This window comes from Mesorhizobium sp. LNHC221B00 (assembly GCF_000502935.1).
Lineage (GTDB): Bacteria > Pseudomonadota > Alphaproteobacteria > Rhizobiales > Rhizobiaceae > Mesorhizobium > Mesorhizobium opportunistum.
The window spans coordinates 70,533-95,999 of sequence record NZ_AYWR01000021.1 but is presented as its reverse complement, the minus strand read 5'-3'; the positions used below and the strand labels follow the sequence as shown (position 1 = coordinate 95,999).

The 25,467-nt window shown below is 62.7% G+C and carries 31 protein-coding genes and 1 pseudogene; 23 read left to right on the top strand and 9 right to left on the bottom strand.

The features are described from left to right. Nucleotide 1: 1 nt before the first annotated feature. From uvrB to X741_RS143535, 8 genes are all read left to right on the top strand, one after another. Nucleotides 2-2,854 (top strand): excinuclease ABC subunit UvrB, encoded by a 2,853-nt coding sequence (uvrB, locus tag X741_RS0135645; RefSeq protein WP_023779630.1) that lies wholly within the window; start codon nt 2-4, stop codon nt 2,852-2,854. Nucleotides 2,855-3,166: 312 nt separating this feature from the next. Then, complete coding sequence (locus tag X741_RS143505; protein ID WP_023779629.1) at nt 3,167-4,072, top strand: DMT family transporter; 906 nt, start codon at nt 3,167-3,169, stop codon at nt 4,070-4,072. A gap of 375 nt (nt 4,073-4,447) precedes the next feature. Then, on the top strand, nt 4,448-5,974 hold the full coding sequence (locus X741_RS143510) for an ABC-F family ATP-binding cassette domain-containing protein (RefSeq protein ID WP_023779628.1): 1,527 nt from the start codon (nt 4,448-4,450) through the stop codon (nt 5,972-5,974). Nucleotides 5,975-6,091: 117 nt separating this feature from the next. Beyond that, a complete protein-coding gene (locus X741_RS143515) occupies nt 6,092-6,373 on the top strand; it encodes a type II toxin-antitoxin system RelE/ParE family toxin (protein ID WP_023779627.1) in 282 nt (93 codons plus the stop codon). A gap of 14 nt (nt 6,374-6,387) precedes the next feature. Further along, entirely contained in the window at nt 6,388-6,687 is a 300-nt protein-coding gene (locus X741_RS143520; RefSeq protein WP_023779626.1) for a HigA family addiction module antitoxin, read from the top strand. Between the two features lie 133 nt (nt 6,688-6,820). Beyond that, complete coding sequence (locus X741_RS143525) at nt 6,821-7,003, top strand: hypothetical protein (protein WP_023779625.1); 183 nt, start codon at nt 6,821-6,823, stop codon at nt 7,001-7,003. A 159-nt stretch (nt 7,004-7,162) separates the two neighbouring features. Next, complete coding sequence (locus X741_RS143530) at nt 7,163-7,585, top strand: glyoxalase/bleomycin resistance/extradiol dioxygenase family protein (RefSeq protein ID WP_023779624.1); 423 nt, start codon at nt 7,163-7,165, stop codon at nt 7,583-7,585. Nucleotides 7,586-7,782: 197 nt separating this feature from the next. After that, a complete protein-coding gene (locus X741_RS143535) occupies nt 7,783-8,136 on the top strand; it encodes a DUF1428 family protein (protein ID WP_023779623.1) in 354 nt (117 codons plus the stop codon). A 35-nt stretch (nt 8,137-8,171) separates the two neighbouring features. On the opposite strand, the gene X741_RS143540 is transcribed toward X741_RS143535, so the two are convergent. Next, nucleotides 8,172-9,809 carry a tetratricopeptide repeat-containing sulfotransferase family protein gene (locus X741_RS143540; protein WP_023779622.1) on the bottom strand — a complete coding sequence of 546 codons (1,638 nt, stop codon included), beginning with the start codon at nt 9,807-9,809 and terminating at the stop codon, nt 8,172-8,174. A 184-nt stretch (nt 9,810-9,993) separates the two neighbouring features. Continuing rightward, nucleotides 9,994-10,218: a hypothetical protein gene (locus X741_RS143545; protein WP_023779621.1), complete on the bottom strand. Its 225-nt coding sequence runs from the start codon at nt 10,216-10,218 to the stop codon at nt 9,994-9,996. A 328-nt stretch (nt 10,219-10,546) separates the two neighbouring features. Here X741_RS143545 and X741_RS143550 point away from each other — a divergent pair, with 328 nt between their 5' ends. The 6 genes from X741_RS143550 (at nt 10,547) to X741_RS143570 (ending at nt 13,668) form a co-directional block, all read left to right on the top strand. Beyond that, entirely contained in the window at nt 10,547-10,753 is a 207-nt protein-coding gene (locus X741_RS143550; protein ID WP_013893516.1) for a cold-shock protein, read from the top strand. 186 nt (nt 10,754-10,939) lie between these two features. Beyond that, on the top strand, nt 10,940-11,209 hold the full coding sequence (locus X741_RS143555; RefSeq protein ID WP_023779620.1) for a hypothetical protein: 270 nt from the start codon (nt 10,940-10,942) through the stop codon (nt 11,207-11,209). Beyond that, nucleotides 11,206-11,472, top strand: coding sequence for a hypothetical protein (locus X741_RS143560; RefSeq protein ID WP_013893514.1), 267 nt, complete (start codon nt 11,206-11,208; stop codon nt 11,470-11,472). The genes X741_RS143555 and X741_RS143560 overlap by 4 nt, the downstream gene beginning before the upstream one ends. A gap of 44 nt (nt 11,473-11,516) precedes the next feature. Then, a complete protein-coding gene (locus tag X741_RS1000000170520) occupies nt 11,517-11,654 on the top strand; it encodes a hypothetical protein (protein WP_023768804.1) in 138 nt (45 codons plus the stop codon). Between the two features lie 92 nt (nt 11,655-11,746). Continuing rightward, the gene (locus X741_RS143565) at nt 11,747-11,965 is read left to right on the top strand and encodes a hypothetical protein (protein WP_023768805.1); all 219 of its coding nucleotides are present in this window, start codon (nt 11,747-11,749) and stop codon (nt 11,963-11,965) included. Nucleotides 11,966-12,102: 137 nt separating this feature from the next. Then, nucleotides 12,103-13,668 carry an EAL domain-containing protein gene (locus X741_RS143570; RefSeq protein ID WP_023779619.1) on the top strand — a complete coding sequence of 522 codons (1,566 nt, stop codon included), beginning with the start codon at nt 12,103-12,105 and terminating at the stop codon, nt 13,666-13,668. 67 nt (nt 13,669-13,735) lie between these two features. On the opposite strand, the gene X741_RS0135640 is transcribed toward X741_RS143570, so the two are convergent. After that, nucleotides 13,736-14,203 carry a Kazal-type serine protease inhibitor gene (locus tag X741_RS0135640; protein ID WP_051410501.1) on the bottom strand — a complete coding sequence of 156 codons (468 nt, stop codon included), beginning with the start codon at nt 14,201-14,203 and terminating at the stop codon, nt 13,736-13,738. A 499-nt stretch (nt 14,204-14,702) separates the two neighbouring features. Here X741_RS0135640 and X741_RS143575 point away from each other — a divergent pair, with 499 nt between their 5' ends. The 3 genes from X741_RS143575 (at nt 14,703) to X741_RS143585 (ending at nt 16,043) form a co-directional block, all read left to right on the top strand. Continuing rightward, nucleotides 14,703-14,915: a cold-shock protein gene (locus tag X741_RS143575; protein WP_006202520.1), complete on the top strand. Its 213-nt coding sequence runs from the start codon at nt 14,703-14,705 to the stop codon at nt 14,913-14,915. Between the two features lie 300 nt (nt 14,916-15,215). After that, a complete protein-coding gene (locus tag X741_RS143580) occupies nt 15,216-15,428 on the top strand; it encodes a cold-shock protein (RefSeq protein WP_008877668.1) in 213 nt (70 codons plus the stop codon). 189 nt (nt 15,429-15,617) lie between these two features. Next, on the top strand, nt 15,618-16,043 hold the full coding sequence (locus X741_RS143585) for a BA14K family protein (protein ID WP_031250362.1): 426 nt from the start codon (nt 15,618-15,620) through the stop codon (nt 16,041-16,043). Between the two features lie 106 nt (nt 16,044-16,149). On the opposite strand, the gene X741_RS143590 is transcribed toward X741_RS143585, so the two are convergent. From X741_RS143590 to X741_RS143600, 3 genes are all read right to left on the bottom strand, one after another. Further along, nucleotides 16,150-16,788, bottom strand: coding sequence for an MBL fold metallo-hydrolase (locus X741_RS143590; protein ID WP_023779617.1), 639 nt, complete (start codon nt 16,786-16,788; stop codon nt 16,150-16,152). A 200-nt stretch (nt 16,789-16,988) separates the two neighbouring features. Then, nucleotides 16,989-17,303, bottom strand: a complete 315-nt coding sequence (locus X741_RS143595; RefSeq protein WP_013893507.1) for a hypothetical protein — start codon at nt 17,301-17,303, stop codon at nt 16,989-16,991. A 145-nt stretch (nt 17,304-17,448) separates the two neighbouring features. Then, nucleotides 17,449-18,342, bottom strand: coding sequence for a branched-chain amino acid aminotransferase (locus X741_RS143600; protein WP_023779615.1), 894 nt, complete (start codon nt 18,340-18,342; stop codon nt 17,449-17,451). A 261-nt stretch (nt 18,343-18,603) separates the two neighbouring features. On the opposite strand from X741_RS143600, the gene X741_RS143605 reads away from it, so the two are divergent. The 4 genes from X741_RS143605 (at nt 18,604) to X741_RS143620 (ending at nt 22,604) form a co-directional block, all read left to right on the top strand. After that, nucleotides 18,604-19,134 (top strand): MarR family transcriptional regulator, encoded by a 531-nt coding sequence (locus X741_RS143605; protein ID WP_031250361.1) that lies wholly within the window; start codon nt 18,604-18,606, stop codon nt 19,132-19,134. Beyond that, complete coding sequence (locus X741_RS143610) at nt 19,121-19,840, top strand: response regulator transcription factor (RefSeq protein WP_013893504.1); 720 nt, start codon at nt 19,121-19,123, stop codon at nt 19,838-19,840. The genes X741_RS143605 and X741_RS143610 overlap by 14 nt, the downstream gene beginning before the upstream one ends. A 47-nt stretch (nt 19,841-19,887) precedes the next feature. Further along, on the top strand, nt 19,888-21,303 hold the full coding sequence (locus X741_RS143615) for an ATP-binding protein (protein WP_023779613.1): 1,416 nt from the start codon (nt 19,888-19,890) through the stop codon (nt 21,301-21,303). A gap of 278 nt (nt 21,304-21,581) precedes the next feature. Next, nucleotides 21,582-22,604 carry a glycosyltransferase family 1 protein gene (locus X741_RS143620; RefSeq protein ID WP_023779612.1) on the top strand — a complete coding sequence of 341 codons (1,023 nt, stop codon included), beginning with the start codon at nt 21,582-21,584 and terminating at the stop codon, nt 22,602-22,604. A 49-nt stretch (nt 22,605-22,653) separates the two neighbouring features. Here the strand turns inward: X741_RS143620 and X741_RS143625 are convergent, their stop codons facing one another. The 3 genes from X741_RS143625 to X741_RS0135635 all read right to left on the bottom strand — a co-directional run bounded on the left by X741_RS143625 (nt 22,654) and on the right by X741_RS0135635 (nt 24,172). Next, nucleotides 22,654-23,013 carry a tRNA-binding protein gene (locus X741_RS143625; RefSeq protein WP_023779611.1) on the bottom strand — a complete coding sequence of 120 codons (360 nt, stop codon included), beginning with the start codon at nt 23,011-23,013 and terminating at the stop codon, nt 22,654-22,656. An 11-nt stretch (nt 23,014-23,024) separates the two neighbouring features. Next, on the bottom strand, nt 23,025-23,525 hold the full coding sequence (locus X741_RS143630; protein WP_013893499.1) for a YbjN domain-containing protein: 501 nt from the start codon (nt 23,523-23,525) through the stop codon (nt 23,025-23,027). Between the two features lie 344 nt (nt 23,526-23,869). Continuing rightward, nucleotides 23,870-24,172 (bottom strand): accessory factor UbiK family protein, encoded by a 303-nt coding sequence (locus tag X741_RS0135635; RefSeq protein WP_013893498.1) that lies wholly within the window; start codon nt 24,170-24,172, stop codon nt 23,870-23,872. Nucleotides 24,173-24,388: 216 nt separating this feature from the next. Here X741_RS0135635 and X741_RS143635 point away from each other — a divergent pair, with 216 nt between their 5' ends. Further along, on the top strand, nt 24,389-24,628 hold the full coding sequence (locus X741_RS143635) for a BrnA antitoxin family protein (RefSeq protein WP_031250360.1): 240 nt from the start codon (nt 24,389-24,391) through the stop codon (nt 24,626-24,628). Nucleotides 24,629-24,764: 136 nt separating this feature from the next. Next, nucleotides 24,765-25,466: pseudogene (lgt, locus tag X741_RS143640) on the top strand (prolipoprotein diacylglyceryl transferase); the annotation flags it as partial. Nucleotide 25,467: the final 1 nt, after the last annotated feature.

Here is a 25,467-nt window from a genome sequence, read left to right as displayed (position 1 = left end):
GATGGGCGGCGCGGCCACCGCCCGCGAGCGCACCGCCGCCGGCCTCAACCCGGTCGCCGGCCTCGACGTCTCGCTGGAAGAGGCCGAGACGATGACCTCGAGCGGCGTCACCGCGACGGTGGCCGCCCTCTCCGCACTGATCGAATCCGGCAATCCGCTGCACAAGGACGGCGTGCTGTGGACACCCCACCGCCCTGCCCGGCCGGAAAAATCCGAAGGCGGCATCGCCATCAAGATGGTGTCCGACTTCGAGCCGGCCGGCGACCAGCCGACCGCCATCAAGGACCTTGTCGAAGGCGTCGACAACAACGACCGCACCCAGGTGCTGCTCGGCGTCACCGGCTCCGGCAAGACCTTCACCATGGCCAAGGTGATCGAGGAGACGCAGCGCCCCGCTTTGATCCTGGCGCCGAACAAGACGCTGGCAGCGCAGCTCTATTCGGAGTTCAAGAAATTCTTCCCCGACAACGCGGTGGAGTATTTCGTCTCCTACTACGACTATTACCAGCCGGAAGCCTACGTTCCACGCACCGACACCTTCATCGAGAAGGAATCCTCGATCAACGAGCAGATCGATCGGATGCGCCATTCGGCGACGCGCTCGCTGCTCGAGCGCGATGACGTCATCATCGTCGCCTCGGTGTCCTGCATCTACGGTATCGGCTCGGTCGAGACTTATACGGCAATGACCTTTCAGATGCAGATCGGCGACCGGCTCGACCAGCGCGCGCTGCTCGCCGACCTCGTCGCGCAGCAGTACAAGCGCCAGGACATCAACTTCGTCCGCGGCTCGTTCCGCGTGCGCGGCGACACGATCGAGATCTTCCCGGCCCACCTGGAAGACCGCGCCTGGCGCATCTCGATGTTCGGCGACGAGATCGAGCAGATCACCGAGTTCGACCCGTTGACCGGCCAGAAGACCGGCGAGCTGAAAAGCGTCAAGATCTACGCCAATTCGCACTATGTGACGCCGCGTCCGACCCTGAACCAGGCGATCAAGTCGATCAAGGAAGAGCTCAAGCACCGGCTGGTGGAACTGGAACGCGCCGGCCGCCTGCTGGAGGCACAGCGACTTGAACAGCGCTGCCGCTTCGACCTGGAGATGCTGGAAGCCACCGGTTCCTGCGCCGGCATCGAGAACTATTCGCGCTATCTCACCGGCCGCCAGCCCGGCGATCCGCCGCCGACCCTGTTCGAATATATCCCCGACAACGCGCTGGTCTTCATCGACGAAAGCCACGTCACCGTGCCGCAGATCGGCGGCATGTATCGTGGCGACTTTCGCCGCAAGGCGACGTTGGCGGAGTATGGCTTCCGCCTGCCCTCCTGCATGGACAACCGCCCGTTGCGCTTCGAGGAATGGGACGCCATGCGCCCGCTCTCGGTCGCGGTGTCGGCGACGCCGGGCGGCTGGGAGATGGAGCAGGCCGGCGGCGTCTTCGCCGAGCAGGTCATCCGCCCGACCGGCCTCATCGACCCGCCGGTCGAAGTGCGTCCGGCCAAAAGCCAGGTCGACGATGTCGTCGGCGAGATCCGCGAGACCACCAAGGCCGGCTACCGCACGCTGGTCACCGTGCTGACCAAGCGCATGGCCGAGGACCTGACCGAATACCTGCATGAGCAGGGCGTCCGCGTGCGCTACATGCATTCCGACATCGATACGCTGGAACGCATCGAGATCCTGCGCGATTTGCGCCTCGGCGCCTTCGACGTGCTGGTCGGCATCAACCTTCTGCGCGAGGGCCTCGATATTCCCGAATGCGGCTTCGTCGCCATCCTCGATGCCGACAAGGAAGGGTTTCTGCGCTCCGAGACGTCGCTGATCCAGACCATCGGCCGCGCTGCTCGCAATGTCGACGGCAAGGTCATTCTCTACGCCGACCAAGTCACCGGCTCGATGGAAAGGGCGATGGCCGAAACCAACCGCCGCCGCGAAAAGCAGATGGAATGGAACGCGGCCAACGGCATCACGCCCGAATCGGTCAAGTCGCGCATCTCCGACATTCTGGATTCGGTCTACGAGAAGGACCACGTCCGCGCCGACATCTCGCAGTTCACCGACAGCGCCGGCGCCATGATGGGCAACAACCTCAAGGCCCATCTCGACGCCATGGACAAGCAGATGCGCGACGCCGCCGCCAACCTCGATTTCGAGAAGGCAGCCCGCATCCGCGACGAAATCAAGCGGCTGCGCGAGATGGAACTGTCGATTTCCGACGATCCGCTGGCGCGCGAGGTGGAAGGCCAAAGCCCTGCCTCGGGCCGCGAAAAGGGCAAGCACAACAAGGGCGTGGCCAAACATCGTACGGCGGAGGAACAGGAGCGTTTCCGCAAGTTCGAGGAAGCGCGTGCCGCCGAAGAGGCGGCCAAGGCTGCCCGGCCCAACCTCTTCCGCAAGCCTGATCTCGACGAGATGGGCGCCGACGGCGCTGTCCCGGTGAAGAAGCCGCTGTTTGCCAAACCCTCGATCGACGACATGGGCCCCGGCACCGACATGCCGACGCCGGCGGGTGCCGTATCGCGCTCGCTGTTCAAGAAACAGTCGGCGTCCGAGGCGCACGGCTCCGACTTCGGCATTCCAGGCGAAGCCACCAAGCCGCTGTTCAAGAAGAACTCGCTCGACGAGATGACCGTGCGACGCACGGAAAAGCCGGTTGAAGGAAAGCTGCCGGCCAAGCCGCAGCCAATCTCCCCCCAAGCGGGGGAGATGGCCGGCAGGGCCGAGGGGGGCGCGAAGGATCGCGACGACAAACCAATCATTCGCCAGCGCGCCGGCATCGGTTCGTATGAGGATCCCGGCGACGCCCGCCGAGAGAAGCGCCGGCCGGGCAAGACGGGGCGGCCGGGGAAGTAGCGGCCTCTTTCCTTCTCCCCCTGTGGGCCCCCTGTGGGAGAAGGTGGATCGGCGCGATAGCGCCGAGACGGTTGAGGGGTGTTCCAGCGGAGTGAAACGTTGATATTCCCTGGAGCATCCCTCATCCGACCTCGCTTCGCGAGGCCACCTTCTCCCCTTGCGGGAAAAGGGAAAGCGCTCTGCCCCTAACATCCCGCTTCGCCCAGCCGCAACCACCTCTGGACCATGAGCCATTCCTTGCCGCCGAGCGGCGGAAACGATACGCACGGCTGCAATTCCACCTCTCCACGCAACATTCCGCCGGCCCCACCCATGAAACCCAGGGATATCGCCGCCTACATCTTTCTGGCCATCACCTGGGGCCTGTCCTTCCTCGTCCTGCTCAAGGTGGTGCATGCCTTCGGTTGGGTCGGTGCGGTCACCTTGCGCGCGCTGATCGCCGGCATCACGCTTTTCCTGCTCGCGGCGGCGACGCGGCGACGGCTCGATTTCAGCGCCGGCTGGCGGCACTTCGCCGTGGTCGGCGCGACGACGGTCGCGGCGCAACTGATCGGCCTGTCCTACGCCACCCCACGCATCGGCACCGCGATGGCGGCGATCCTCGTTGCCGCGATCCCGCTGTTCTCGATGATCCTCGGCCAATTGTGGGGTCTTGAACGCATCACCGTTCGCGGACTGGCCGGCCTGCTGCTCGGCGCCGCCGGCATCACCGTGCTGGTCGGCTTTCCCGCCGTCCCGATCACGGCACCCTTCGCGTTCGGCTGCGCCGCCTCGTTGTTCAGCTCCTTCTCCGCCGCCTTCGGCAGCAACTATGCCAACCGCCATGTGCGCGCGGCCGGCTCGTTCGAACTCACCGGCGCCGCTTTCCTGTTCGGCGGCCTGATGACGTTGCCGCTGCTGTTGGCAGTACCCGTGCCAGCCATGCCACGCCCCGTCGACTTCCTCTACCTCGCCCTTCTCGCCTGCGTGATGAGCGCGCTGACCTACATCGTCTATTTCCGGCTGGTTGCCAGCATCGGCGCCACCAGGACGATCAGCGTCGAATTCGCGGTTACGACGATAGCGGTGCTGGCCGGAACACTTCTGCTCGGCGAGCAGCTGACCGTCGTCCAGGGCTTCGGCGCGACGGCGATCATCGGCGGCTGCATCCTGGTGCTGGACCCGTTCCCGCGCCGGACGGAAGCGGCCGTCTTGCCATCGGCCCAACCTTTGGTGTAATCGCCTTTAGCATGCTCCCGAAAAGTGGAATCCGGTTTTCGGGCAAGATCATGCTTTAACAAGAGAACAGAACCTCGGGCTCTGTACTCGAACGTCTTGAAAGGAGGGCTCACGTGTTCACGTTTCATCGTCACCATCGTCAGCGTGGCCCGATTTCTGCCCTGCGAGCTTGCTTGCAGGGCTGACCAGGGACGGTCCGGGTTTTTCCCGCTTCGATTTTTTGGTCTGCCCTTCGTGGTGCTGCAATGCCTGTTCTGATGGCCAGCAAGCGCACCGTCAAAGTGTATCCGGAGTTGTCTCCGGCAAGAGCGCATGACCCCGACAGCCGGATGGTTTCGGAAAGGATCATGCGCCAACCAAAAAAGCGAAATCACAATGGCCCTGATCAGCCTCAAATCCCTCGGCGTCACCATGAGTGCGCCGCTGTTTTCCAATCTCGACCTCACCATCGGCACCGGCGACCGGCTCGGCATCGCCGCCGCCAACGGTCGCGGCAAGTCGACCTTGCTCAAATGCCTGACCGGCGAGATGGAGCCGACGTCGGGCGACATCACCCGCACGCGCGGCCTGCGCGTCGGCCATGTCGAACAGTCCGTTGCCCCTGCCTTGCTCGACCGCACCTTCCATCAGGTGGTGGCCGACGCCCTGCCGCCCGAGCAGGCCGACAGCGAGATGTGGCGCGTCGATGTGGTGCTGGATTCGCTTGATGTGCCGGAGGCAATGCGCGAGCGAGAAATGCGCGCGCTGAGCGGCGGCTGGCAGAGGCTGGCGCTGATCGCCCGCGTCTGGGTCACCGATCCGGACGTGCTTTTGCTCGACGAGCCGACCAATCACCTCGACCTCGCCCGCATCAGCCAGTTGGAAAGCTGGATGAACGCGCTGCCGCGCGAGGTGCCTGTCGTCATCGCCAGCCATGACCGCGCCTTCCTCGACGCCACCACCAACCGCACCCTGTTCCTGCGCCCGGAACAGTCGCCGGTGTTTGCGCTGCCCTACTCCCGCGCCCGGCAGGCGCTCGACGAGGTCGACGCGTCGACCGAGCGCAAGTTCCAGCGCGACATGAAGGTGGCGCAGCAACTGCGGCGCCAGGCCGCCAAGCTCAACAACATCGGCATCAACTCGGGCAGCGATCTTTTGACGGTCAAGACCAAGCAGCTCAACCAGCGGGCGGAAAGACTGGAAGAGGCGGCGAATCCGGCGCATCGCGAGAAGTCGGCCGGGGCAATAAGACTGGCCAATCGCGGCACCCACGCCAAAGTGCTGATCACGCTCGACGACGCGGCGGTTGAAACGCCCGACGGCACGCTGCTGTTCAAAACCGGCAAGCGCCACATCTGCCAGGGAGACCGCATCGTGCTGCTCGGCCGCAATGGCGTCGGCAAGTCGCGCTTCGTCACCCTGATCCGCAACGCCATCCTCGAGCCGGATACGGTGCAGAATGTGAAGGTGACGCCGTCGACGGTGCTCGGTTACAGCGACCAGGCGCTGTCCGGCATCAGCGGCGACGACACGCCGCTGGCGATGGTCTCGCGCCGCCACGATGTCGGCGAGCAACGCGCCCGCTCGCTGCTTGCCGGTGCCGGCGTGGTCATCGAGATGCAGGAGAAGAAGATCGGCGTTTTATCCGGCGGCCAGAAGGCGCGGCTGATGATGCTGGCGCTCAGGCTCGCCAATCCCAACTTCTATTTGCTCGACGAGCCGACCAACCATCTCGACATCGACGGCCAGGAAGCGCTGGAGGAGGAATTGCTCAAGCACCAGGCAAGCTGCGTGCTCGCCTCGCACGACCGCTCCTTCATCCGCGCCATCGGCAACCGCTTCTGGCTGATCGAGAAGCGGAAGCTGACCGAGGTGGAGGATCCCGAGGACTTTTTCCGCGAGGTGGCTGAAGTCACCGGTTGAGCGGAGAAACGGAACTCCGGCCTGCCGTCGGCAGGTCGGAGGTTCGTATCTTTCCATGAGACGTACCGTTGACTCCCGAAACGTATCGTGTGATGGTACGTCCATTGGATTCGACAAATGATACGCTCGTTCAAGGACAAGACCAGCGAGGCCGTTTCGAACGGCAAGTCTCCAAAGGGCTTTCCATCGGACCTTGTCCGATCAGCCCAACGGAAACTGTTCATGATCGACAACGCGACCGAGTTGTCGGACCTGAAGACGCCCCCAGGCAACAGGCTTGAGTCCCTGAAAGGCAATCGGGCCGGCCAACACTCCATCCGCATCAACGATCAGTTTCGCATCTGCTTTCGCTGGGTGGACGGACAAGCCGAGGGCGTCGAAATAACCGACTACCATTGAAGGACAGATGTCAAATGCTGAACATCAACCCGCCTATCCATCCCGGAGAAATCCTTCGCGAGGAATACCTGGTCCCGCTTGGCCTGAAGCCGTATACGCTGGCCAAGAAGCTGCATGTGCCACGTACACGCATCGAGCGCCTGGCCGGAGAGACGACACCGGTAACGCCCGACACCGCCCTGCGCCTTGCGAAGTTTTTCGGAACCACGCCGCAGTTCTGGATGAACATGCAGGCGAGTTACGATCTTGCCGTGGAGGGAGAGGCCAAGAAAGCCGATCTCGAAACGATCGAACGTTTGGAGACCGTTGCTTAAGGTAAATAGCGCCAGAACAGCCGGTCTCAAGCTGCTCGAAAAAGATTCAAGAGCTGTGTCGGATTGCCTGAACCTGCCTCGTCCTTGGGATGCCGACACGACGATGCCGGCGTCAACCCAGGGAGAATGCATCATGTCCGTCCTTTCATCCATCGGTCGCATCGCAACCCAATACGCGGCAGCGCGTGCCCGCCATCGCAGCGAACGCATCCTGCTCTCGCTGCCGGCCGAACTGCGCAAGGACATCGGCTTTCCGGAAATCCTGGATGCGCAAGACAGCCGTCGCGCGGCTACCGTCTCGGCCAAAATCATTTGACCGCGGCGAACCGGCCCATGTGCCTGTCGTTCAAACCCTCCGGTTGCCCGGCCTGTCCGGGCCCCGCCTGCGAAAAAAATTCTGCGGCCATGTAGGATAGCCGTCGTCCCGTGCGTCCTGGGATTGGCAAAGCCAAGTCAACGCAAAGAGGAGCAAGAGATGACCGACCAGACCCCCGTTCAGCCCAGGGCAGAAGTGCTCGGCGGATTGACCCCCTATCTGCAGGTGGACGGCGCCTTCAAGGCCGCCGAATTCTACAAGAAGGCTTTCGGCGCCGAGCAGGTCTTTGCCTATCCGGCCGACGAGCAGGGCCGCACCATGCACATCCATCTCCACATCAACGGCTCGACGCTGATGCTTTGCGACGCCTATCCCGAACACGGCCATCCGCATCAGAAGGCGCAGGGCTACACGCTGCAGCTCCATCTCGGCGATGGCGATATCGACACCTGGTGGCAGCGCGCCGTCGATGCCGGCTGCGAGGTGGTCACGCCACTGCAGGTGATGTTCTGGGGCGACCGCTGGGGTCAGATCAACGATCCGTTCGGCGTCGCCTGGGCCATGAATGCGCCAGTGAAGTAAGGCGGAAGCTTTTAACCTCTCCCCTTGTGGGAGAGGTCGGATTGCCCCGAATTGCCTTTCGCAATTCGGTTGGCAATCCGGGTGAGGGGTAACTTGGCGCCAAGCTGGAACACCCCTCATCCGTCTGGGCGCTGCGAACAGATCCACCTTCTCCCACAAGGGGGAGAAGGAAGAACCCACCAATGAGGAGTTCCACCATGTCCTATGTCGACGGTTTCGTGCTTGCCGTGCCTAAGGCTAAACTTGACGACTACAAGAAACTCGCCAACCTCGCAGGCCCGATATGGATGGAACACGCCGCGCTGGCCTATGTCGAATGTATCGGCGACGACGTGCCCTATGGCGAGGTCACCTCGTTCCCGCGCGCCGTCCGGGCCAAGGACGACGAGGTCGTCATCTTCTCCTGGGCCGTTTACGAATCCAGGCAGAGTCGCGATGCGGTCATGGCCAAGGTGATGGCCGATCCTCGCCTGCAGTCCGACTGGTCGACCATGCCGTTCGACGGCAAGCGCATGATCTTCGGCGGCTTCCAGCCGTTCATGGAGCTTTGAGCAGCTGGCGCAACTGAGCGCCTGTTGCCAATCTATTACCCGCCGAGCTTATCAAGCAGCGGCTTCAGCCTGTCTCCATAGCGCTTCCACAGGTCGACCGAGCCCTGGTACATCGGCTGGCGCACCTGCGCGGCCGATGCGGTGCGCACAGGCCGGTCGGTCTGGTGGAAAGACAGCACGGCATCGTCCCATGGCAGGCCGAGATAGTCGATGAGCGCCCGGCTCTGCCCTTCCTGGTCGGCGACGAAATCCTCGTAGCGCAAGTCGTGCACGACGCCCGGCATCACGCTGTGCCAATGCGCCATGATGTCGGTGTAGAGATTGTGGAAGTCGGCGAGTTCGCCGAGATCATAGCCGTAGCGATGGCTGTCGCCGCGGAAATGCACCTTGTAGATCGACAGGCAGGTCGCCGCCGCATCGCGGGCGCAATGGATGATCCTGGCCTTCGGCATCATCATGTGGATGAAGCCGACGAGCAGGAAGTTGCCCGGCATCTTGTCGGTGACATGGCGCATATGCGGGAAGCGGGCGTGCAGCATGTCGAGATAGGCCCGGCCTGCCTCGGCGAAATCCGAATCGTCCGTATCCGTTACGCCCCAAGGGAAGCCGCCCGGCATCGTCGCCGGGAACTGCTTGCCGACCGCCTTCTTCAGGATGCTGAGCTCGCCCGCGCCATAGACCTGTGGATGGCTGGCGATGATCTGCTCGACCAGCGTCGTACCCGAACGCGGCATGCCGACGATGAAGATCGGCGCGTCATCGGTGATCGGGCTCGGCTTGTGCCTTTCGAAGAAGCCGGCGTTGAACACCGTCTTCATCGCCTCGAATTCAGCGCGCGTCCTGACGGGATCATAGTTGATCCCCTTGCGGCGAATGGCATTGCCTTCGGTGAAATAGTCGAAGGCCCTGTTGTAGTCCTTCAGATCGTCGTTGGCCTTGCCGAGTCCGAAGGACAGCTGCATGCGTGCCAGGCTGCCCTGCGGCGCCTTGGCATGCTGGGCTTCCATGCCGGCCAATTCGGCGTCGCGCTCCTGCTGTCGCTTGACCTGCGCCAGCATCAGCCAGGCCGTGGCCATGCCGGGATTGACCGCCAACGCCTGCCGGAACAGATCGGCCGCTTCGTCGAGCTTGCCCTTTTCCATCAACCCGACGCCGAGCCCGTGCAACAGATCGGCATCCTTGGGGCGGATGGTCAGTGCCTCCTGGAAAACCGCCAGCGCCTCGTCCAGCCGCCCGGCCTCCTGGAGCGTTTCGGCAAGCCCGATGCGGGCGCGCACATGAAACGGGTTGCGTGCGACGGTGCCGCGATAGATCTCTTCGGCCTCCTCGAACTGGCCGACCTGCTTCAGCGACGAACCGAGATTGTCGCGCGCAGCGAGCTGGTCCGGCCGCAGATCCACCGCGCCACGGAAGAAATCGATGGCCGCGGCAGGGCGGCCGAGATCGCGCATCACCGTGCCGAAATTGTTGAGGAAGTCGGGATTGGTCGGCTGCAACTGCACCGATTGTTCGATGAGATCCAGCCCTTCGTCGCTGCGCCCGGTCTGGTGCAGCAGCAATCCCAGGAAATGCGCCGCGGCCGCGTGCTTGGGCTGACGCGCCAGCACCTGCCGGTAGATCGCCTCGGCTTCCTGACGGCGCCCGGCCTGATGGAGTTGCAGCGCCTGCTGCACATACTGGTCGAGCCCCAGCGGCGGCTGTCCCCCAGCGCCAGACCTCGCTCCCGCACCCGCCGCTCTTCTCTGATCTCTGTTAATGGGAAACCTGCCGTGTTTGTCCGCCTGCCGCGATCTAAGCCATTGGCGCGGCGGGTTCAAGGCTTTGCGTGGTTCCCAGCCCTATCCGTCGTGAGGGCGATCAGATCAGACGATTGGTCTCGGCAACCTGCCTGGCCCGCCTCACGGTGCCATCGGTGTCGGCGATCGTTCGCCGTGCCGCCTCATCGCTTCTGATGGTCAGCCGTGCCGACTTGACGATCATCGGCTGGCCGGTGGGGCCGACAGCAATGGCATGTATGGTGGTCGGCTTGATGATCGGATTGACCGCCGCGGTCTTTCCCCTTGAGCTTCTTGTGTAAATCATGGATTTGTCCTCGTTCCGTAGTAAATAAAAATACCTGAGCCCGGGAAATATCCCCGTGCACCGTCAGAATTTTTTGAAATATTTTGCAATCATAGCAGAATTATATTGGTATTTATAGCGATCTATTTTTTACCGAAGGCGGGCGGATTTCATGAATCATCTTGAAGACGGCGCCCAGCCGATCTATACATAGCAGGCATCGTTTGGGCCAGAATTGGCATCTCGCGGCGTCAGAGGTTCTCGACCCGCCAATCTCATGCCAAATCATCGATACCGGGCGCGCGGCACATTGGCCGTGCGACGATTTCTCAATCCGCGAAAGACATTCATGAACACCGGAACCGTGAAATTCTACAATGGCCAGAAGGGCTTTGGCTTCATTCAGCCGGCCGACGGCGGCAAGGACGTTTTCGTCCATGTCAGCGCATTGGAGCGCGCCGGTTTCCCGGGTCTCGCCGAAGGCCAGAAGCTGCAATTCGAGTTGGAGCGTGACGCCAAGGGCCGCGAATCGGCCGCCAATTTGCAACTAATCTGATCCGGCCGAATTCGATGAACGCTGACCACGGATGTACTGGCAGCTCTCGAAAGCGGCTTATTTCCAGCGATTGCCGGAAATAGGAAAGCGGGGCTCGTCCCCGCTTTTTTGCCTTCAGGATCGCCGTTTCGCATGCGCCCCCCAAGGCGTAAAAATATCAAGGCGTAAACTATCAGGGCCAGGACAATGCCGGACCGCACCACCCATTCCATCGCCCATTTCACCGCACCGTTCGTGCTCGGCGGGCTGGAGGGCCAATTGCCGGCTGGCGATTACGACATCGATCACGACGAAGAGCTGGTCGAAGGCATGTCGCGGCTTGCCTGGCGCCGCGTCGCCACCTTCATCCATCTGCCGGCAAGGGCGGTGAAGAACCCGCCCACCAGCCAGCTCGTCGCCATCGATTACCTGGACCTCGAAACAGCGCTGAAGCGCGACCGGGAGAATGCAGCATGATCCGTTTCCAGCCGAATGCGCGGCCGCGCAACGACACCCCCTCGCACCTCTTTGCCGTCGGCCAGACCGTGCGCATGAAAGGCCGTGGCGGCCTTCTCCTCAAGACCGCGGACCTGTTCGAAATCAAGAGCAGGTTGCCGGTCAAGGACGGTTCCCCGCAATACCGCATCCGCAGCGAACACGAGACCCATGAGCGGGTTACCACGGAAGACAATCTCGAACCGGCCGACAATCCGATTGTTGCCAGCAATCCGATTGTCTGAGACCGCGCCAAACGCCAAACCAACACGCATGAGGAGCAGCCAAGATGGCCAAGGGTCAGCAGCGAAGCAATCGCGAGACGCGCAAGCCGAAGAAGGACAAGGTGGTAGCCAAGGCCGCCTCCCCGTTCGGCTCGTCGGTCAAGCAGGCGGAGAACGGCCTGAAGCCGAAGTCCAAGGGCTGACGAACTAGGGGGCGCCTCTTGTGCCCCTCTCCGCCTTCTGCTTAAGGCGGCGGCCCCAACAGGCCCATGCAACGCTTGCCACGGAGGCTTGCTTGAACTTCGTCATCGAGTTCTACCGGTCGCGTGACGCCGAGGAAGCGACGCTCGACAGAGTGTCGCTGGAAGCGCCGACCTTGCGTGCCGCGCTGCAAGGTGCGACCGCGCTGTTCCACAGCCTGGCCATGCCGCAAATTCCCGATCGCCTGCGCATTTCCGATGAAAACGGCAGCGAACTTTATGCCGGGCCGGCCGATGGAACCTATCCGGCCTAGACGAGAAGCATTTGCTGCATGATCCCATTAAAGTTGACGTAAGGACGAGGCCATAAGATCCGCCTGAACGCGGCCGCCAATCGGGGCCGAGGCATTGTGGGCCGCCCGGCGCGATCGTCGGCCAAGGCAGGAGGCACATGGACAGGTCTCGCATCATCGTGACGGCGGTGGTGCTGGCCTTGCTCGGCGCCATCGTGCCCATCGCCGCGATGTTTCACCTTTCATGGACCCAGGCCGTCCAGAACGAATACGAACGGCTGCACCAGTTCGCCAGCCGCGCCATCGCCAGGGCCGACATGTCGCTCGATGAGGCGAACGATGCCTTGCGGCAGATAGACCGGTTCAGCGGCATCCCCTGTTCGGCGGAGCACATAGCCCGCATGCGGCAACTTACCATCAACACGCGCACCATCGAGGAAATGGGCTATTTTGAAAATGGCCTGCTCAAATGCTCGTCGTGGGGACCGACCGAGGGCCGCGTCGCGCGTTCCAGGCCGGACTTCATCACCAGTGACGGCATCGCCGTAACCGCCCGCATGCAGCCCGTGATGAGCGTGGGCCATACGCTGATGGCGCTGCAGTTCAAGCACCACAACGCCCTGGTCGATCCGGTGCGCTTTGCCGACGTCGTCGTTGATCCCGGTGTCCAGCTCGCTTTGACGACGAAAACCGGCATCCTGCTCGGCACGCTGAACGGCCCCGACCCGGCACGGGTTGAAAAGATCGTCGCCGGTCCTGAGGAAGGCATCGACGACGGCCTTTTGTTTGCCACCGCGCGCGGCACCGGCTGGATCGCCCTCGCCACCGAACCGGAAAGCCAGATTCTGGATAGCGTGCGCCGGCAGCAGCTTTTGCTGCTCCCGCTCGGCGCCTTCATTGCCGCCTTCATCATCGGCATGGTTGTCTGGTTGTCCCGAAGGCGGCTTTCACCCCTGGGAGAGTTGCAGATCGCCGTGCGCAAGCGCGAGTTCATCGTGCACTATCAGCCGATCGTCGACCTCAAGACCGGCAGGTGCGTCGGCGCCGAAGCGCTGGTGCGCTGGAAGCGGCCGGACGGCTCCCTGACCCGGCCCGATCTTTTCATTCCGCTTGCCGAGGAGAGCGGCCTGATCACCGCCATTACCGACCAGGTGATCGCGCTCGTCGTGTTCGACCTGAACAGCCTTCTGGTTGCCGACCGCTCCATTCACATCGCGATCAATCTCAGCGCGGCGGATGTCGGCACGGAGCGGGTTCTGCCGATTATCGCCAAGGCGCTGCAGCACACCGGGATCCAGCCGCAGCAAATCTGGCTCGAGGCGACCGAGCGTGGCTTCGTGGATATCGAGGCGGCTCGATCGGCGCTCGCGCGTGCCCGCGAACTTGGCCATGCGGTGGCGATCGACGACTTCGGCACCGGCTACTCGAGCCTCTCCCATCTCGAAGGCCTGCCGCTCGATGCGCTCAAGATCGACAAGGCGTTTATCGACACGATCAGCACGAATTCCGCCACCAGTTCGGTCACGTCGCACATCATCGACATGGCCAAGACGCTGAAGCTGACGATCGTCGCCGAAGGCGTCGAAACCCAGGCGCAGTCCGACTACCTCGTCGAACGCGGCGTCGAATATGGCCAAGGCTGGCTGTTTTCGAAGCCCATGCCCGCGGCCGAGTTCATTGCCTATTGCTGGCGGGCAGAGATACGGCCTCGTGGCGGCCGCTGAGCAGCCTGCGCCCTCTCCCGATCCATGGGAGAAGGCGCAAGCCTAGGCTTTCAGCACGGGGCTTTTTTCAGCACGGCCCGTCACCAACCACGCGATAGTCCGCGGCGCGGGCTTCGCAGGCATTGGGGAAGCTGCGCATCTCGCCATGCCGGCGGGCGCAGACGGGAGCGTATTCGCGGGTGCAGAATGTCTGCTCTTCGCCACCGCCACCGCCACCACCGCCACCACCGCCGCCATCGCGGCAGGGACCGTCACGCACGATGCGGTAGCCGGCGCGGTCGGCAAGGCAGGCATTGGCGAAGGTCTGGCGGTCACCACCGCGCCGGGCACAGACCGGCTCGTATTGCTTGGTGCAGAATTGCGGCTCGGGCCGCGGTGGTCGCGGACGCGGCCGCGGCCCGTCATCGACGACGACGGTGCAGGCGGCCAGAAGCGCCGACAGGAACAGGACGGCCAACCCTTGCCTGGAGTAGCCGAACCCCAGTCTGGAGAAGCCAAACCCTTGCCTGGAGAAAAATGACGCCTGAAATTTCATGCTGATCTCTCCCTCGATCCCATCCCTGATGATGATCCTCGCAATTCGCCCTCCAAATGCAACCCCCGTTTGCAGCCGGCACGGCAAACCGCGACGGGAGTGGCGGTGACCGGTCCGCGCCTCCGGTGTCGCTGGCCTATGCTTGACCATGGCCGTGGGCCGATGACCCGCCCGGCAACGAGGCCTATCTGCGGCCGATCGACGTTCAGATCGGTCGATTCTTGCGTCGGGATGCGCCCAATGTGGCGGCCCGCGACGCTATCTTGCAACCTTCACGTTTCCGTGCGATAAATTCCGTGTTCGGGCATTTGCGACCCGGAGAGCGGAACGTTTTGGACGACCTTTCCCCGATACTGTGAATCTCTGACGGCCCCGTTTTTCGGCGGGGGGTTTGACCATGCGCCAATGCATGACTGCCGAAAGCAACCACCGGGAACTGCCCTCGACGCCAGTGGCGGGCAGGACCACCAAAGACTGAACGGGTGAAGGAGTTTCCCCAATGGCCCAGACCGGCACCGTTAAATTCTTCAACGCGACCAAAGGCTTCGGTTTCATCACGCCCGACGGCGGCGCCAAGGACGTGTTCGTCCATATTTCCGCGATCGAGGCCTCGGGCCTGCGCACGCTGGTCGACGGCCAGAAGGTCACTTTCGACGTCGAGCCGGATCGCATGGGCAAGGGCCCGAAGGCCGTCAACCTGCGCGCGGCCTGAACCGTCGACGCGTCGCACGTCCCTGCGGATGTGCGAACGAGGCACCAGGGCTTGGCCCTGGGCATGCAAACGGTTTTTGGAAGGCGCGATGATTTTTCGTCGCGCCTTTTTCATGTCGGCGACGCAGCTTGAATGCATGTCGCCCAAAACCGGATCCGGTTTTGGGACAACGACATGCATCACAACGCTTTAAGTGCCTGTAAAACTTTCTCTTGCCGATGACGCTAAAATAAAGGACAAATTTCCTCTCGGGCATTTGCCGGCCCGAGACTGGAGTTTATGGGATCAAAGGAGCTTCCCATGCCGCAGACCGGCACCGTCAAATTCTTCAACCATGCCAAGGGCTTCGGCTTCATCACGCCGGACGATGGCGCGAAGGATGTCTTCGTCCATATTTCGGCCGTGCAGGCGTCGGGTCTTCCCGGTCTCGAAGATGGGCAGAAAGTGACATTCGACACCGAGCCGGACAAGCGCGGCAAGGGGCCCAAGGCCGTCAACCTGTCGGTCGGCTGAGCCGGCTTCGGATACAGGTCGGCTCGGCGGGCCGGTTCTGCTCAATTGCGAGCGTGTTTTTTGGCGCTTTTTGGATCGACCCGTCGAAATCCGTTCAGCCTCCGTTCAGCCACGGTCGCATATTAGTCTTTGGTAAAGCCGGACCGCATCCCCTGCAAAACTGCACGGCCCGGCACGAAGGAGACCAAGATGAACCGAATTTTCAAGACAGCCGTGCTGTCCGCCGCCGTGGTCGCCACCACGCTCGCGACCTTGCCCGCCGCCAACGCGCGTGACTGGCGCCATCACCGCCACGGCAATGGCGATGCCGTTGCCGCCGGCGTCCTCGGCCTCGCCGCCGGTGCCCTGATCGGTGGCGCGTTGGCCAACGACCGGCCGCCACCCGACGCTGACCGCTACTACGATGACGGTTACTACGATCGTGACGTCGTGGTGCGCCCGGCCCCGGTCCGCCGCTACTACGCGGAGCCGCGGGTGGTCTATGCCGACCGTTATGCCGAACCGTGGACGCGTGACTGGTACGAGTACTGCTCGGACCGCTACCGCAGCTTCAACTCGCGTACCGGCACTTTCACCGGCAATGATGGCGAACAGCATTTCTGCACCGCCAACTGAGGCTTCCCTGCCCCACAAAAAAGCGCTGGCTGCAAGGCCGGCGCTTTTTTGTTGTGCTGACCGCTTCGAAACTTTCTGAAGCGGCTCTGATCCAGTCCGACGGATTTCAAGTCAGGAACGGATTGGTCCTGCGCTCCTCGCCAAAGCGGCCGCCGGGACCATGGCCGCAGATGAAGCCGATATCGTCGCCGAGCGGCAGCAGCTTGTCCTTGATCGACGCGATCAGCGTCGCGTGGTCGCCGCCCGGCAGGTCGGTGCGGCCGACCGAGCCGCGGAACAGCACGTCGCCGACATGGGCGAACTTGGCCGCGCGGTTGTAGTAGACGACATGGCCAGGCGCATGACCCGGGCAGTGCAGCACTTCGAACACATGGCCGCCGAACGATACGGTTTCGCCCTCGGTGAGGAACCGGTCGGGAACGCAATCGCGCGAACCGTCGATGCCGTAACGCCTGCCCTGGTTCGCCAGATTGTCGAGCAACGGCTTGTCGGCCGCATGCGGACCGATGATTTCGATACCGAGCGCCTCCTTCAAGTCCATCGCGCCGCCGGCATGGTCGATGTGGCCGTGAGTGATCCAGATCGCCCCGGCCGTGATCGCATTGTCCTTCAGCACCGCCAGCACCTTGTCGATGTCGCCGCCCGGATCGACGACCACACCGTGCTTGTCGTCCATGTCGAACAAGATGGTGCAGTTCTGCTGGAACGGTGTGACCGGCACGATGCCGGCATTGAGCTGACCCATGATCGTCCTTTCGCTATCTCGGCCGTCATGTAGAGGCAGCGGCGAAGGGCGTCCACCCTCGAGGGGACGAACAGCCACTCACTTCAACGACAGGAATGGCGCTTCAACGACAGAAATGGCACTTCAACGACAGAAATGGCGCTTCAAAAACAGAAATGGGCGGCCGAAGCCGCCCACTTGGCCAGCCCGAGGTGACAGGCTTATTTCTTCATGGCGCCCATGACCGCGCCGAGAATGCCGGTCAGAATCGCGCCGCCACCGGCGCCGCCGACGATGTTCTGCAGGTTGAGCGCGCTGCCGAGACCGCTCGTTGCCGCCGCTGCCGCTGCCGGATCGACCGTGCCGCCGAGCAGGCTGCCGAGGATGGCCGCGCCGCCGACGCCGCCAATGGCGCCGCCCAGGATTTTGGGAAGCTGACCCATCGCTGCCGTCTTGAGCGCCGCACCGACCGCCTGACCACCGATGATGCCTGTAATCACCTGTATAATGATCGGAAGAAGCGTGTTCATGTCCATATGGTTAGTCCCTCCATAGCTGCCAGCCTCCCGGGCCGACAGCATCATGAGACGCCGAATTGGACGAAAGTCAAATGCAGAAACGCTGAAATAAAAGGGGCGATCCGAAAACCGCCCCTGCTTGCGAAAAAAGCTGTGACTTTCGTTATTCTGCAGCGATCGCGTGCTTCGGCTGAACCGCGACAGAATAGTCGTTCATGAGATTCTTTGCGATTTCACCAACCTCGAATCGGTAAGGCCCGATCTCCGAAACCGGCGTTACTTCCGCTGCCGTCCCGGTCAGGAAACATTGCTCGAAGCCCTCGAGCTCTTCCGGCATGATTGCACGTTCAATGACCTCAAGGCCGCGATCCTTGGCCAGCCCAATGACCGTGCGGCGAGTGATGCCATCGAGGAAGCAGTCGGGCTTGGGTGTATGGATCTTGCCGTCCTTGACGAAGAAGATGTTGGCGCCGGTTGCTTCCGCGACTTGCCCGCGCCAGTCGAGCATCATGGCGTCGGCATAACCCTTGGCCTCGGCGGCGTGCTTGGACATGGTGCAGATCATGTAGAGGCCGGCGGCCTTCGACTTGGACGGCGCGGTGCGCGGGTCGGGCCGGCGCCATTCCGCGATGTCGAGACGGATACCCTTCAGCTTCTGCGCCGGATCGAAATAGCTCGGCCACTGCCAGATGGCGATGGCGCAGTTGATGCGGTTGTTCTGGGCCGAAACGCCCATCTGCTCGCTGCCGCGCCAGGCAATCGGCCTGACATAGGCGTCCTGGAAACCCTGCTTCTTCAACAGCGTGGTCGAGGCGTCGTTGAGTTCGGCGACCGAATAGGGAATCTTGAAGCCGAGCAGGCGCGCCGATTCATGCAGGCGCTCGGTATGCTCGTTGAGCTTGAAGATCTCGCCGCCATAGGCGCGCTCGCCCTCGAAGACGGCGCTGGCATAGTGCAGGCCGTGCGTCAGCACGTGGATCTTGGCGTCGCCCCACGGGACGAACTCGCCGTTCATCCAGATGAAGCCGTCCAGTTGATCGAAGGGAACGGATGCCATGGTAACCTCCCGCGGGCCGTGGCCCGCATATCGTTAGTGTCGTTGCGTGTTCTTTTTGGCCGTACCATGTGATTGGAGACGCCGGCCGGTGTCTCGAAGCGTAAGCGGATATTCACGCTCTGGCAAACTCAGGAAGTTCCGGAAAAACCGGCTTGCCTTGCCTTTTCGTTCGCAATCCGCCCAAAAGCTTGTCAAAAATTACCATTGCAGGGAAATTACGTCAATAGTACTGACATAATATCCCTTTCCCATGGAGAAATGATGACGGATCGAAGCCACTCAGGGAAACCGATCAGGACCGCGATCACCGACGAGGACGGCATCGACTTCGCCATCATCGAGCTGTTCTTCTTCGCCTATCGCGACTTCACCTCCGATCCCGACCAGATCCTGGCCAATTACGGCTTCGGCCGTGCCCACCACCGGGTGCTGCATTTCGTCAACCGCAGGCCGGGCCTGACGGTCGCCGAACTGCTCGACGTGCTCAAGATCACCAAGCAGAGCCTGGCGCGCGTGCTCAAGCAACTGATCGACACCGACCATGTCGTGCAATTGCAAGGGCCGCGCGACCGCCGCCAGCGCGAACTCTATCCGACGGCCAAGGGCCGTGCGCTGGCTCTGGCCCTGGCGCGGCCACAGTCGCGCCGCATCCGTGCTGCATTGGAAGATTCCGGAGCCACCGAACGGACCTTGGTGGAACGCTTCCTCGAAGCGATGGTCAATCCGGAACTGAGAGCTCAGATCGACGTTGGGTCCGCAAAAATGTCAGGGAAAAGCCATGGAGAGCACTGAGAGGGTCGATCAGGCGGCCGCACCGGACGACGACGCGCCGCATCTGCTTGTGGTCGACGACGACACCCGCATCCGCAATCTTCTCAAGCAATATCTCACCGAGAACGGTTTTCGCGTCACCGTTGCCGGCAATGCCGACGAAGCCCGGCGCAAGCTCGCCGGCCTCGATTTCGACCTGCTCGTGCTGGACGTGATGATGCCGGGCGAAAGCGGCGTCGATCTCACCAAATCGCTGCGCGCCGAAAAGAACGTGCCGATCCTGATGCTGACGGCGCTGTCGGAGACAGACAGCCGCATCTCCGGACTGGAGGCCGGCGCCGACGACTATCTGCCAAAACCCTTCGATCCGCGCGAGCTGATCCTGCGCATCAACAACATCCTGCGCCGCGGCGGCCCGGCGACGACGCCCAAGGTCGAACAGCTGGTCTTCGGCCCCTACACCTTCCAGATCGCCCGACGCGAACTGAAGCGCGGCGGCGAGGCGCTGAAGCTGACCGACCGCGAGCAGGAGATCCTGGCGATCTTCGCCGCGCGCGCCGGCGAGACCATTCCGCGCCACGAACTGGTCGGCGACGATTCGGAGGTGGGCGAGCGCACCATCGACGTCCAGATCAACCGGCTGCGCCGCAAGATCGAGCGCGATCCGTCCAACCCGGTCTGGCTGCAAACCGTGCGCGGTATTGGGTATCGGCTCAGCGTGGAATAGAGTTACCGGCGGCGGCCTGAATTGCGGCCGGCGGATGAAAAGAGCCAATGGCGACCACGGAACTGGAACAGCCGGAAAATGACGCCTTGAGCGCACGCGCCACGCGAACGCTCAAGACGGTGCCGCGCATCTGGAACCGGTTCTGGCGCCTCGTTTCTTTTTACATGCCCAAGCGCCTCTATGCGCGCTCGCTGATCATCGTCATTGCGCCGATGATCCTTCTGCAATCGGTCGTCGCCTTCGTCTTCATGGAGCGTCATTGGGCGACCGTGACGCAGCGCCTGTCGCAGGCCACCGTGCGCGACATCGCAGCCATCATCGATCTGATCGAGACCTATCCGCACGATGCCGACTATGCCAACATCATCCGCATCGCGCAGGATCGCATGCAGTTGAAGGTCGACCTCCTGCCTCCCGACCCCCTGCCGCCGCCTGGGCCGAAGCCCTTCTTCTCGATCCTCGACGACGTCCTCTCGTCCGAGATCACCCGCCAGATCAACCGCCCGTTCTGGATCGACACCGTCGGCAATTCCAACATCGTCGAGGTGCGCGTCCAGCTCGAGGGCAAGGTGCTGCGCGTCTTCGTGCGCCGCAGCCAGGCCTATGCCTCGAACACCCACATCTTCCTGATCTGGATGGTCGGCACCTCGCTGGTGCTGCTGATGATCGCCATTCCCTTCCTGCGCAACCAGATTCGGCCGATCCTGACGCTCGCCGAAGCCGCCGAGAGCTTCGGCAAGGGCAGGCCGATGCCGCGCGATTTCCGTCCGCGCGGCGCCGAGGAGGTGCGGCGTGCCGGCTTTGCCTTCATCCAGATGCGCGAGCGCATCGAGCGCCAGATCGAACAGCGAACCGCCATGCTGACCGGCGTCAGTCATGACCTGAGAACCATCCTCACCCGCTTCAAGCTGCAGCTGGCGCTGGCCGGCGGCAAGGCCGACACCAAGGCGGCCCTCAACCAGGACATCGACGACATGCAGTCGATGCTGGAAGGCTATCTCTCCTTTGCCCGCGGCGAAGCCTCGGAAGATCCGGGACGCTTCGACCTCGAAGCTTATTTCCAGAAACTCGGCGAAGAAGCGGCCCTGCGCAAATGCAAACTGTCGACGACGCTTTCCGGCGATCCGACCGTGCATGTGCGGCCGAATGCCTTCGCCCGGCTGTTGTCCAACGTCATCGGCAATGCCTTCCGCTATGCCAAGACGGTGGAGGTCACCGCCGACCACGGACGTGGCTCCCTCGTCGTCACCGTCGACGATAACGGTCCCGGCATTTCGATCGACAGGCGCGAGGACGTGTTCAAGCCCTTCGTACGGCTTGACGAGGCCCGCAACCTCGATGCCAGCGGCACCGGGCTGGGCCTGTCGATCGCCCGCGACATTGCCCGCAGCCATGGCGGCGACATCACCCTCGACGACAGTCCGCTCGGCGGATTGCGGGCCGTGATCAAGGTTCCGGCCTGACCGCGGCACGATCCCGGAAAGTAGAACCGGCTTTTCTCGGACAAACGGAAATCGTTTGTCCAGAGATCATGCCCAACCGGAAGGCTGCTTCATCCGCCCGTCATGAAATCATGATCAAGAGCACGCATGAAACGCGCGACTACACTTGATTCGTCCTTGCCGCCTCACTTCGATCCCGTACCCGCCAAGGTGCGCTGGAGCCAAGCGCGGGCGGCGGGCTGGTCGCCGTTCCGGCATCGTCTCAACGCAACCGCCGACCTTTCCAGCAAAGGGCCGCCATGCGCATCTTGATGGTCACCGACGCCTGGCGCCCGCAAATCAACGGCGTCGTCCACACGCTGGAGCGGCTCACCGAAACCCTGAAATCCTTCGACGTCGCGGTCGATTTCCTGACACCCAACATCTTCCGCACGCTGCCCTTGCCGACCTATCCCGACATCAGGCTGGCGTTGACCACGCCCGGCCACGTCGCCAGGCTGATCGATGCCTACAGGGCCGACCACATCCATATCGTCACCGAAGGGCCGCTCGGCATCATGGCGCGGCGCTATTGCCGCAATGCCGGCCGCCCGTTCACCACCAGCTACCACACGCGCTTTCCTGAATATCTCAGCGCCCGCCTTCCGGTGCCGGAAAGCTGGGCCTATCGCTGGCTTCGTGATTTCCACAATTCCGGCCAGGGCACGCTGGTCGCCACCCAGTCGCTCGCCGACGATCTTTCGGCGCGCGGCTTCAACAAGCTCCGGCCGTGGACGCGCGGCGTCGACACCGATCATTTCCGCCCGGACAAGCGCAAGAACCTCGGCTTTCCCGGCCCCGTCTTCCTCTGCGTCGGCCGCGTCGCCATCGAAAAGAACCTTTCCGCCTTTCTCGACCTCGACCTGCCAGGCAGCAAGGTGATCGTCGGCGAGGGACCGGAACTCGCCAAGCTCAAGGCAAGGTACCCGCAGGCGCATTTCCTGGGCCACCGCCCCAATGACGAACTGGCCGAGATCTATGCCTCGGCCGACGTCTTCGTCTTCCCCAGCCGCACCGACACCTTCGGCAACGTCATCATCGAGGCGCTGGCCAGCGGCACGCCGGTAGCCGCCTATCCGGTGACCGGGCCGATCGACATCGTCGGCGACGGCTTTGGCGGCGCGGTCTCGAACGATTTGCGTGAGGCAGCGCTTGCCGCCCTCAACGTCGACCGGGCTCAGGCTCGCGAACGCGCAATGCGCTACAGCTGGAAGGCTTGCGCCGAAATGTTCCTCGATGCGGTCGAGGAAGCGCTGGGCAGAACGCGGAAGCTGGCCGCCTGACGAAGGCTGATCTGAAAACGCAGCGTGAAGGAACGCGGCGGTGGGTTCCCTAGAACAGCCGTCCGCCGTCCGGCACCTTGCGCTCGATGGCGCCGAGCACCACGGCGCCCTCCTCGTCGGGAAAACCCAGCGTCAGCACTTCCGACATGAACGGCCCGATCTGGCGCGGCGGGAAATTGACCACCGCGAACACCTGCCGGCCGACAAGCGTTTCCGGCGTATAGTATTTGGTGATCTGCGCCGACGACTTCTTGATGCCGACGTCGGGGCCGAAATCGATCTTCAGCTTGAAGGCCGGCTTGCGCGCTTCCGGAAACGGTTCGGCCTCGACGATCGTGCCGGCGCGGATGTCGACACGATCGAAATCGGCAAAACTGATCTCAGGTTTGCGCTCTTTGCTTGCACTCATTCGCGTACCGCTCAGGCGTTGCCATAGGTCTCGAACAACACGCCGGCCAGCGCATCCTTGGCCGAGGTTCCCGACCAGACGACGAACTGGAAGGCCTGGAAGTAGCATTCGCAAGCTTCCAGCGCCGAGGACAAGAGCACCTCGACCTGCTGGCTCGACGGTTCGACCCCGCCGGCCAAGAGCAGCGACTGGCGGAACATGATCGCGCCTTCCTGCTCCCAGAGATCGAAATGGCCGAACAGCATCTGCTCGTTGATCAACGACAACAGCCGCATCACTTCCAGCGCGCGGGTCTCCGGCACCTTGATGTCGAAGGCGCAGGCCAGATGCAGCGCCTCGAAATCCTCCATCCAGGAGAAGGACACGTGATAATCGGTCCAGCTGCCGGCAACCGAGATCGAGATTTCATCATCGCCGGCCCGTTCGAAGGACCAGTCGTTGTTGTGGGCCACCTGCTCGATAACATCCACCGGATGGATTTCGCGGGAGAATTCGAGTTCGAGAAGTTCCATGGAATGCTTCCTGTCGTTCTGAGGAGCGCCGCCACACGCTCCGCGGGAGGGCACACACAACGAACAATCTGATCTAGAACTCGGACGGCCAGGACTTTCTTCGCGCGAAAGACTGCTTCTCGACGCAAAGACCCCAGACCGGACCCCACCGCCCGGCCGCATGACCCTGCTCCGAATCATGCAACAAATTCAGTCTATTGATCGGGAGTCGCGTGAACAGCCCAATTTTTCGCACTGCGGCATTCGCATGTGGAAAGGCGTTGTCACAAAGATTCATGCAATGCCGTTAAGCGATTCACGGCAAAGCGCTTTTCAGACTCGCACTATGTGGAAAAGTTTAACGATTATTTTTTTGCGCGAGGCTTTGCCGCCGCCGCCGGTGCGGCATCACCGGCCAGTTCGGCGAGCCTGGCTTCGAGCGACTCAATACGGGCGGCAAGCCGGGCATTCTCGTCCCGGGCCTTGGCGGCCATCTCGCGCGCGGCCTCGAATTCCTCGCGCTGCACCACGTCCATCGTGTTGAGGATACGCTCGGCCTGCCCCTTGAAGGCGGTCTCGACCTCGCGCCGAACGCCTTGCGCGGCACCCGCGGCATCGGTCATCAGCTTGGCGAATTCATCGAGAATGCGGTTCGGTCCGGTCGACATGGCAAATCCTCGGTTGCTGAAATTGACGTAGTGGCGCGGCGCGCCGAATGCAAGAAGGTTGAGGGCTGGTGCGGCCTCTGCGTTGCTATGGCGCATGGCAGTGCCATGCTTGTAAGAAGCTCTCAGGCGGCGCAAAAGCTGTACTTGAGGGCTCCAGATCGCCTATTGTGTTCTCATCTCCTACCGCGTCAAGCACATCTCAGTCAGGGTCAACCAATGGCAACGCCCCCGCGCCGACCGACAAATCCGATGGCAGCCGCCGAAGCTGCCTTCAAACCGGTGAAGAAGCCGGCACCGCCAATTCGCGAAGCTTCGGCCGCGCCGAATGTCCGCGAGCTGGTTTCGATCCGGATCGACCGGGCCGTACTCGATCATTTCCAGGAAGATGGGCCCGGCTGGCAGGACAGGATCAACGACGCGTTGCGGCAGTTGGTGGCCGCCAAGCCTCGGGATTGAGCGCACCGCCTGCGCGGCGCGATGGGCCTGCAACGGTGATCCGATCCGACCTTTGACGCCGACCACCTTGCCTTGACCCTGCCAAAACCCTGCCGCATGGTCCGCGCCCAACGCGTTCGCAACCGAGAGCTCCCCGTTGAACGAATATTTCCTGCTGCCGCTGGCCTCGCTGCCGTTTCCCAATATCAACCCGATCCTCATCCAGATCGGGCCGCTGGCGGTGCACTGGTACGGCGTCGGCTACATTGTCGGTATTCTGTTCGCCTGGTGGTATGCCAAGCGGCTCGCCGCCAACCCGAAGCTGTGGCCCGACGGCATCCTGCCGATGAAGCCGGAGGACCTCGACGANAAGCGGCTCGCCGCCAACCCGAAGCTGTGGCCCGACGGCATCCTGCCGATGAAGCCGGAGGACCTCGACGACTTCATCGTCTGGGCGGCGATCGGCGTCGTGCTCGGCGGCCGCACCGGCTACGTCCTGTTCTACGATCTGGCGCGCTACATTGCCCATCCACTCGACATCTTCGCCGTCTGGCAAGGCGGTATGTCGTTCCATGGCGGTCTGCTCGGCGTCATCCTCGCCATGACGTTGTTTTCCATCAAGCGCGGCATCCGCACCTGGTCGCTGTTCGATGTCGTGGCCGCCGGCGTGCCGGTCGGCCTTGGCCTGGTGCGCGTCGCCAACTTCATCAATTCGGAACTCTGGGGCCGGCCGACGGACGTGCCCTGGGCAATCGAATTCCCCAATGGCGGGCCGTTTGCCCGCCATCCCAGCCAGCTCTACGAGGCCCTGCTCGAAGGCGTCGTGCTGTTCCTCGTGCTGCGCATCCTCACCCATTCGC

Coding starts and splice junctions, on each gene's coding strand:
- uvrB (WP_023779630.1), top strand. CDS start 2: ATGGGCGGCGCGGCCACCGCCCGCGAGCGCACCGCCGCCGGCCTCAAC.
- X741_RS143505 (WP_023779629.1), top strand. CDS start 3,167: ATGAAACCCAGGGATATCGCCGCCTACATCTTTCTGGCCATCACCTGG.
- X741_RS143510 (WP_023779628.1), top strand. CDS start 4,448: ATGGCCCTGATCAGCCTCAAATCCCTCGGCGTCACCATGAGTGCGCCG.
- X741_RS143515 (WP_023779627.1), top strand. CDS start 6,092: ATGATACGCTCGTTCAAGGACAAGACCAGCGAGGCCGTTTCGAACGGC.
- X741_RS143520 (WP_023779626.1), top strand. CDS start 6,388: ATGCTGAACATCAACCCGCCTATCCATCCCGGAGAAATCCTTCGCGAG.
- X741_RS143525 (WP_023779625.1), top strand. CDS start 6,821: ATGTCCGTCCTTTCATCCATCGGTCGCATCGCAACCCAATACGCGGCA.
- X741_RS143530 (WP_023779624.1), top strand. CDS start 7,163: ATGACCGACCAGACCCCCGTTCAGCCCAGGGCAGAAGTGCTCGGCGGA.
- X741_RS143535 (WP_023779623.1), top strand. CDS start 7,783: ATGTCCTATGTCGACGGTTTCGTGCTTGCCGTGCCTAAGGCTAAACTT.
- X741_RS143545 (WP_023779621.1), bottom strand. CDS start 10,218: ATGATTTACACAAGAAGCTCAAGGGGAAAGACCGCGGCGGTCAATCCG.
- X741_RS143550 (WP_013893516.1), top strand. CDS start 10,547: ATGAACACCGGAACCGTGAAATTCTACAATGGCCAGAAGGGCTTTGGC.
- X741_RS143555 (WP_023779620.1), top strand. CDS start 10,940: ATGCCGGACCGCACCACCCATTCCATCGCCCATTTCACCGCACCGTTC.
- X741_RS143560 (WP_013893514.1), top strand. CDS start 11,206: ATGATCCGTTTCCAGCCGAATGCGCGGCCGCGCAACGACACCCCCTCG.
- X741_RS1000000170520 (WP_023768804.1), top strand. CDS start 11,517: ATGGCCAAGGGTCAGCAGCGAAGCAATCGCGAGACGCGCAAGCCGAAG.
- X741_RS143570 (WP_023779619.1), top strand. CDS start 12,103: ATGGACAGGTCTCGCATCATCGTGACGGCGGTGGTGCTGGCCTTGCTC.
- X741_RS0135640 (WP_051410501.1), bottom strand. CDS start 14,203: ATGAAATTTCAGGCGTCATTTTTCTCCAGGCAAGGGTTTGGCTTCTCC.
- X741_RS143575 (WP_006202520.1), top strand. CDS start 14,703: ATGGCCCAGACCGGCACCGTTAAATTCTTCAACGCGACCAAAGGCTTC.
- X741_RS143580 (WP_008877668.1), top strand. CDS start 15,216: ATGCCGCAGACCGGCACCGTCAAATTCTTCAACCATGCCAAGGGCTTC.
- X741_RS143585 (WP_031250362.1), top strand. CDS start 15,618: ATGAACCGAATTTTCAAGACAGCCGTGCTGTCCGCCGCCGTGGTCGCC.
- X741_RS143590 (WP_023779617.1), bottom strand. CDS start 16,788: ATGGGTCAGCTCAATGCCGGCATCGTGCCGGTCACACCGTTCCAGCAG.
- X741_RS143595 (WP_013893507.1), bottom strand. CDS start 17,303: ATGGACATGAACACGCTTCTTCCGATCATTATACAGGTGATTACAGGC.
- X741_RS143600 (WP_023779615.1), bottom strand. CDS start 18,342: ATGGCATCCGTTCCCTTCGATCAACTGGACGGCTTCATCTGGATGAAC.
- X741_RS143605 (WP_031250361.1), top strand. CDS start 18,604: ATGACGGATCGAAGCCACTCAGGGAAACCGATCAGGACCGCGATCACC.
- X741_RS143610 (WP_013893504.1), top strand. CDS start 19,121: ATGGAGAGCACTGAGAGGGTCGATCAGGCGGCCGCACCGGACGACGAC.
- X741_RS143615 (WP_023779613.1), top strand. CDS start 19,888: ATGGCGACCACGGAACTGGAACAGCCGGAAAATGACGCCTTGAGCGCA.
- X741_RS143620 (WP_023779612.1), top strand. CDS start 21,582: ATGCGCATCTTGATGGTCACCGACGCCTGGCGCCCGCAAATCAACGGC.
- X741_RS143625 (WP_023779611.1), bottom strand. CDS start 23,013: ATGAGTGCAAGCAAAGAGCGCAAACCTGAGATCAGTTTTGCCGATTTC.
- X741_RS143630 (WP_013893499.1), bottom strand. CDS start 23,525: ATGGAACTTCTCGAACTCGAATTCTCCCGCGAAATCCATCCGGTGGAT.
- X741_RS0135635 (WP_013893498.1), bottom strand. CDS start 24,172: ATGTCGACCGGACCGAACCGCATTCTCGATGAATTCGCCAAGCTGATG.
- X741_RS143635 (WP_031250360.1), top strand. CDS start 24,389: ATGGCAACGCCCCCGCGCCGACCGACAAATCCGATGGCAGCCGCCGAA.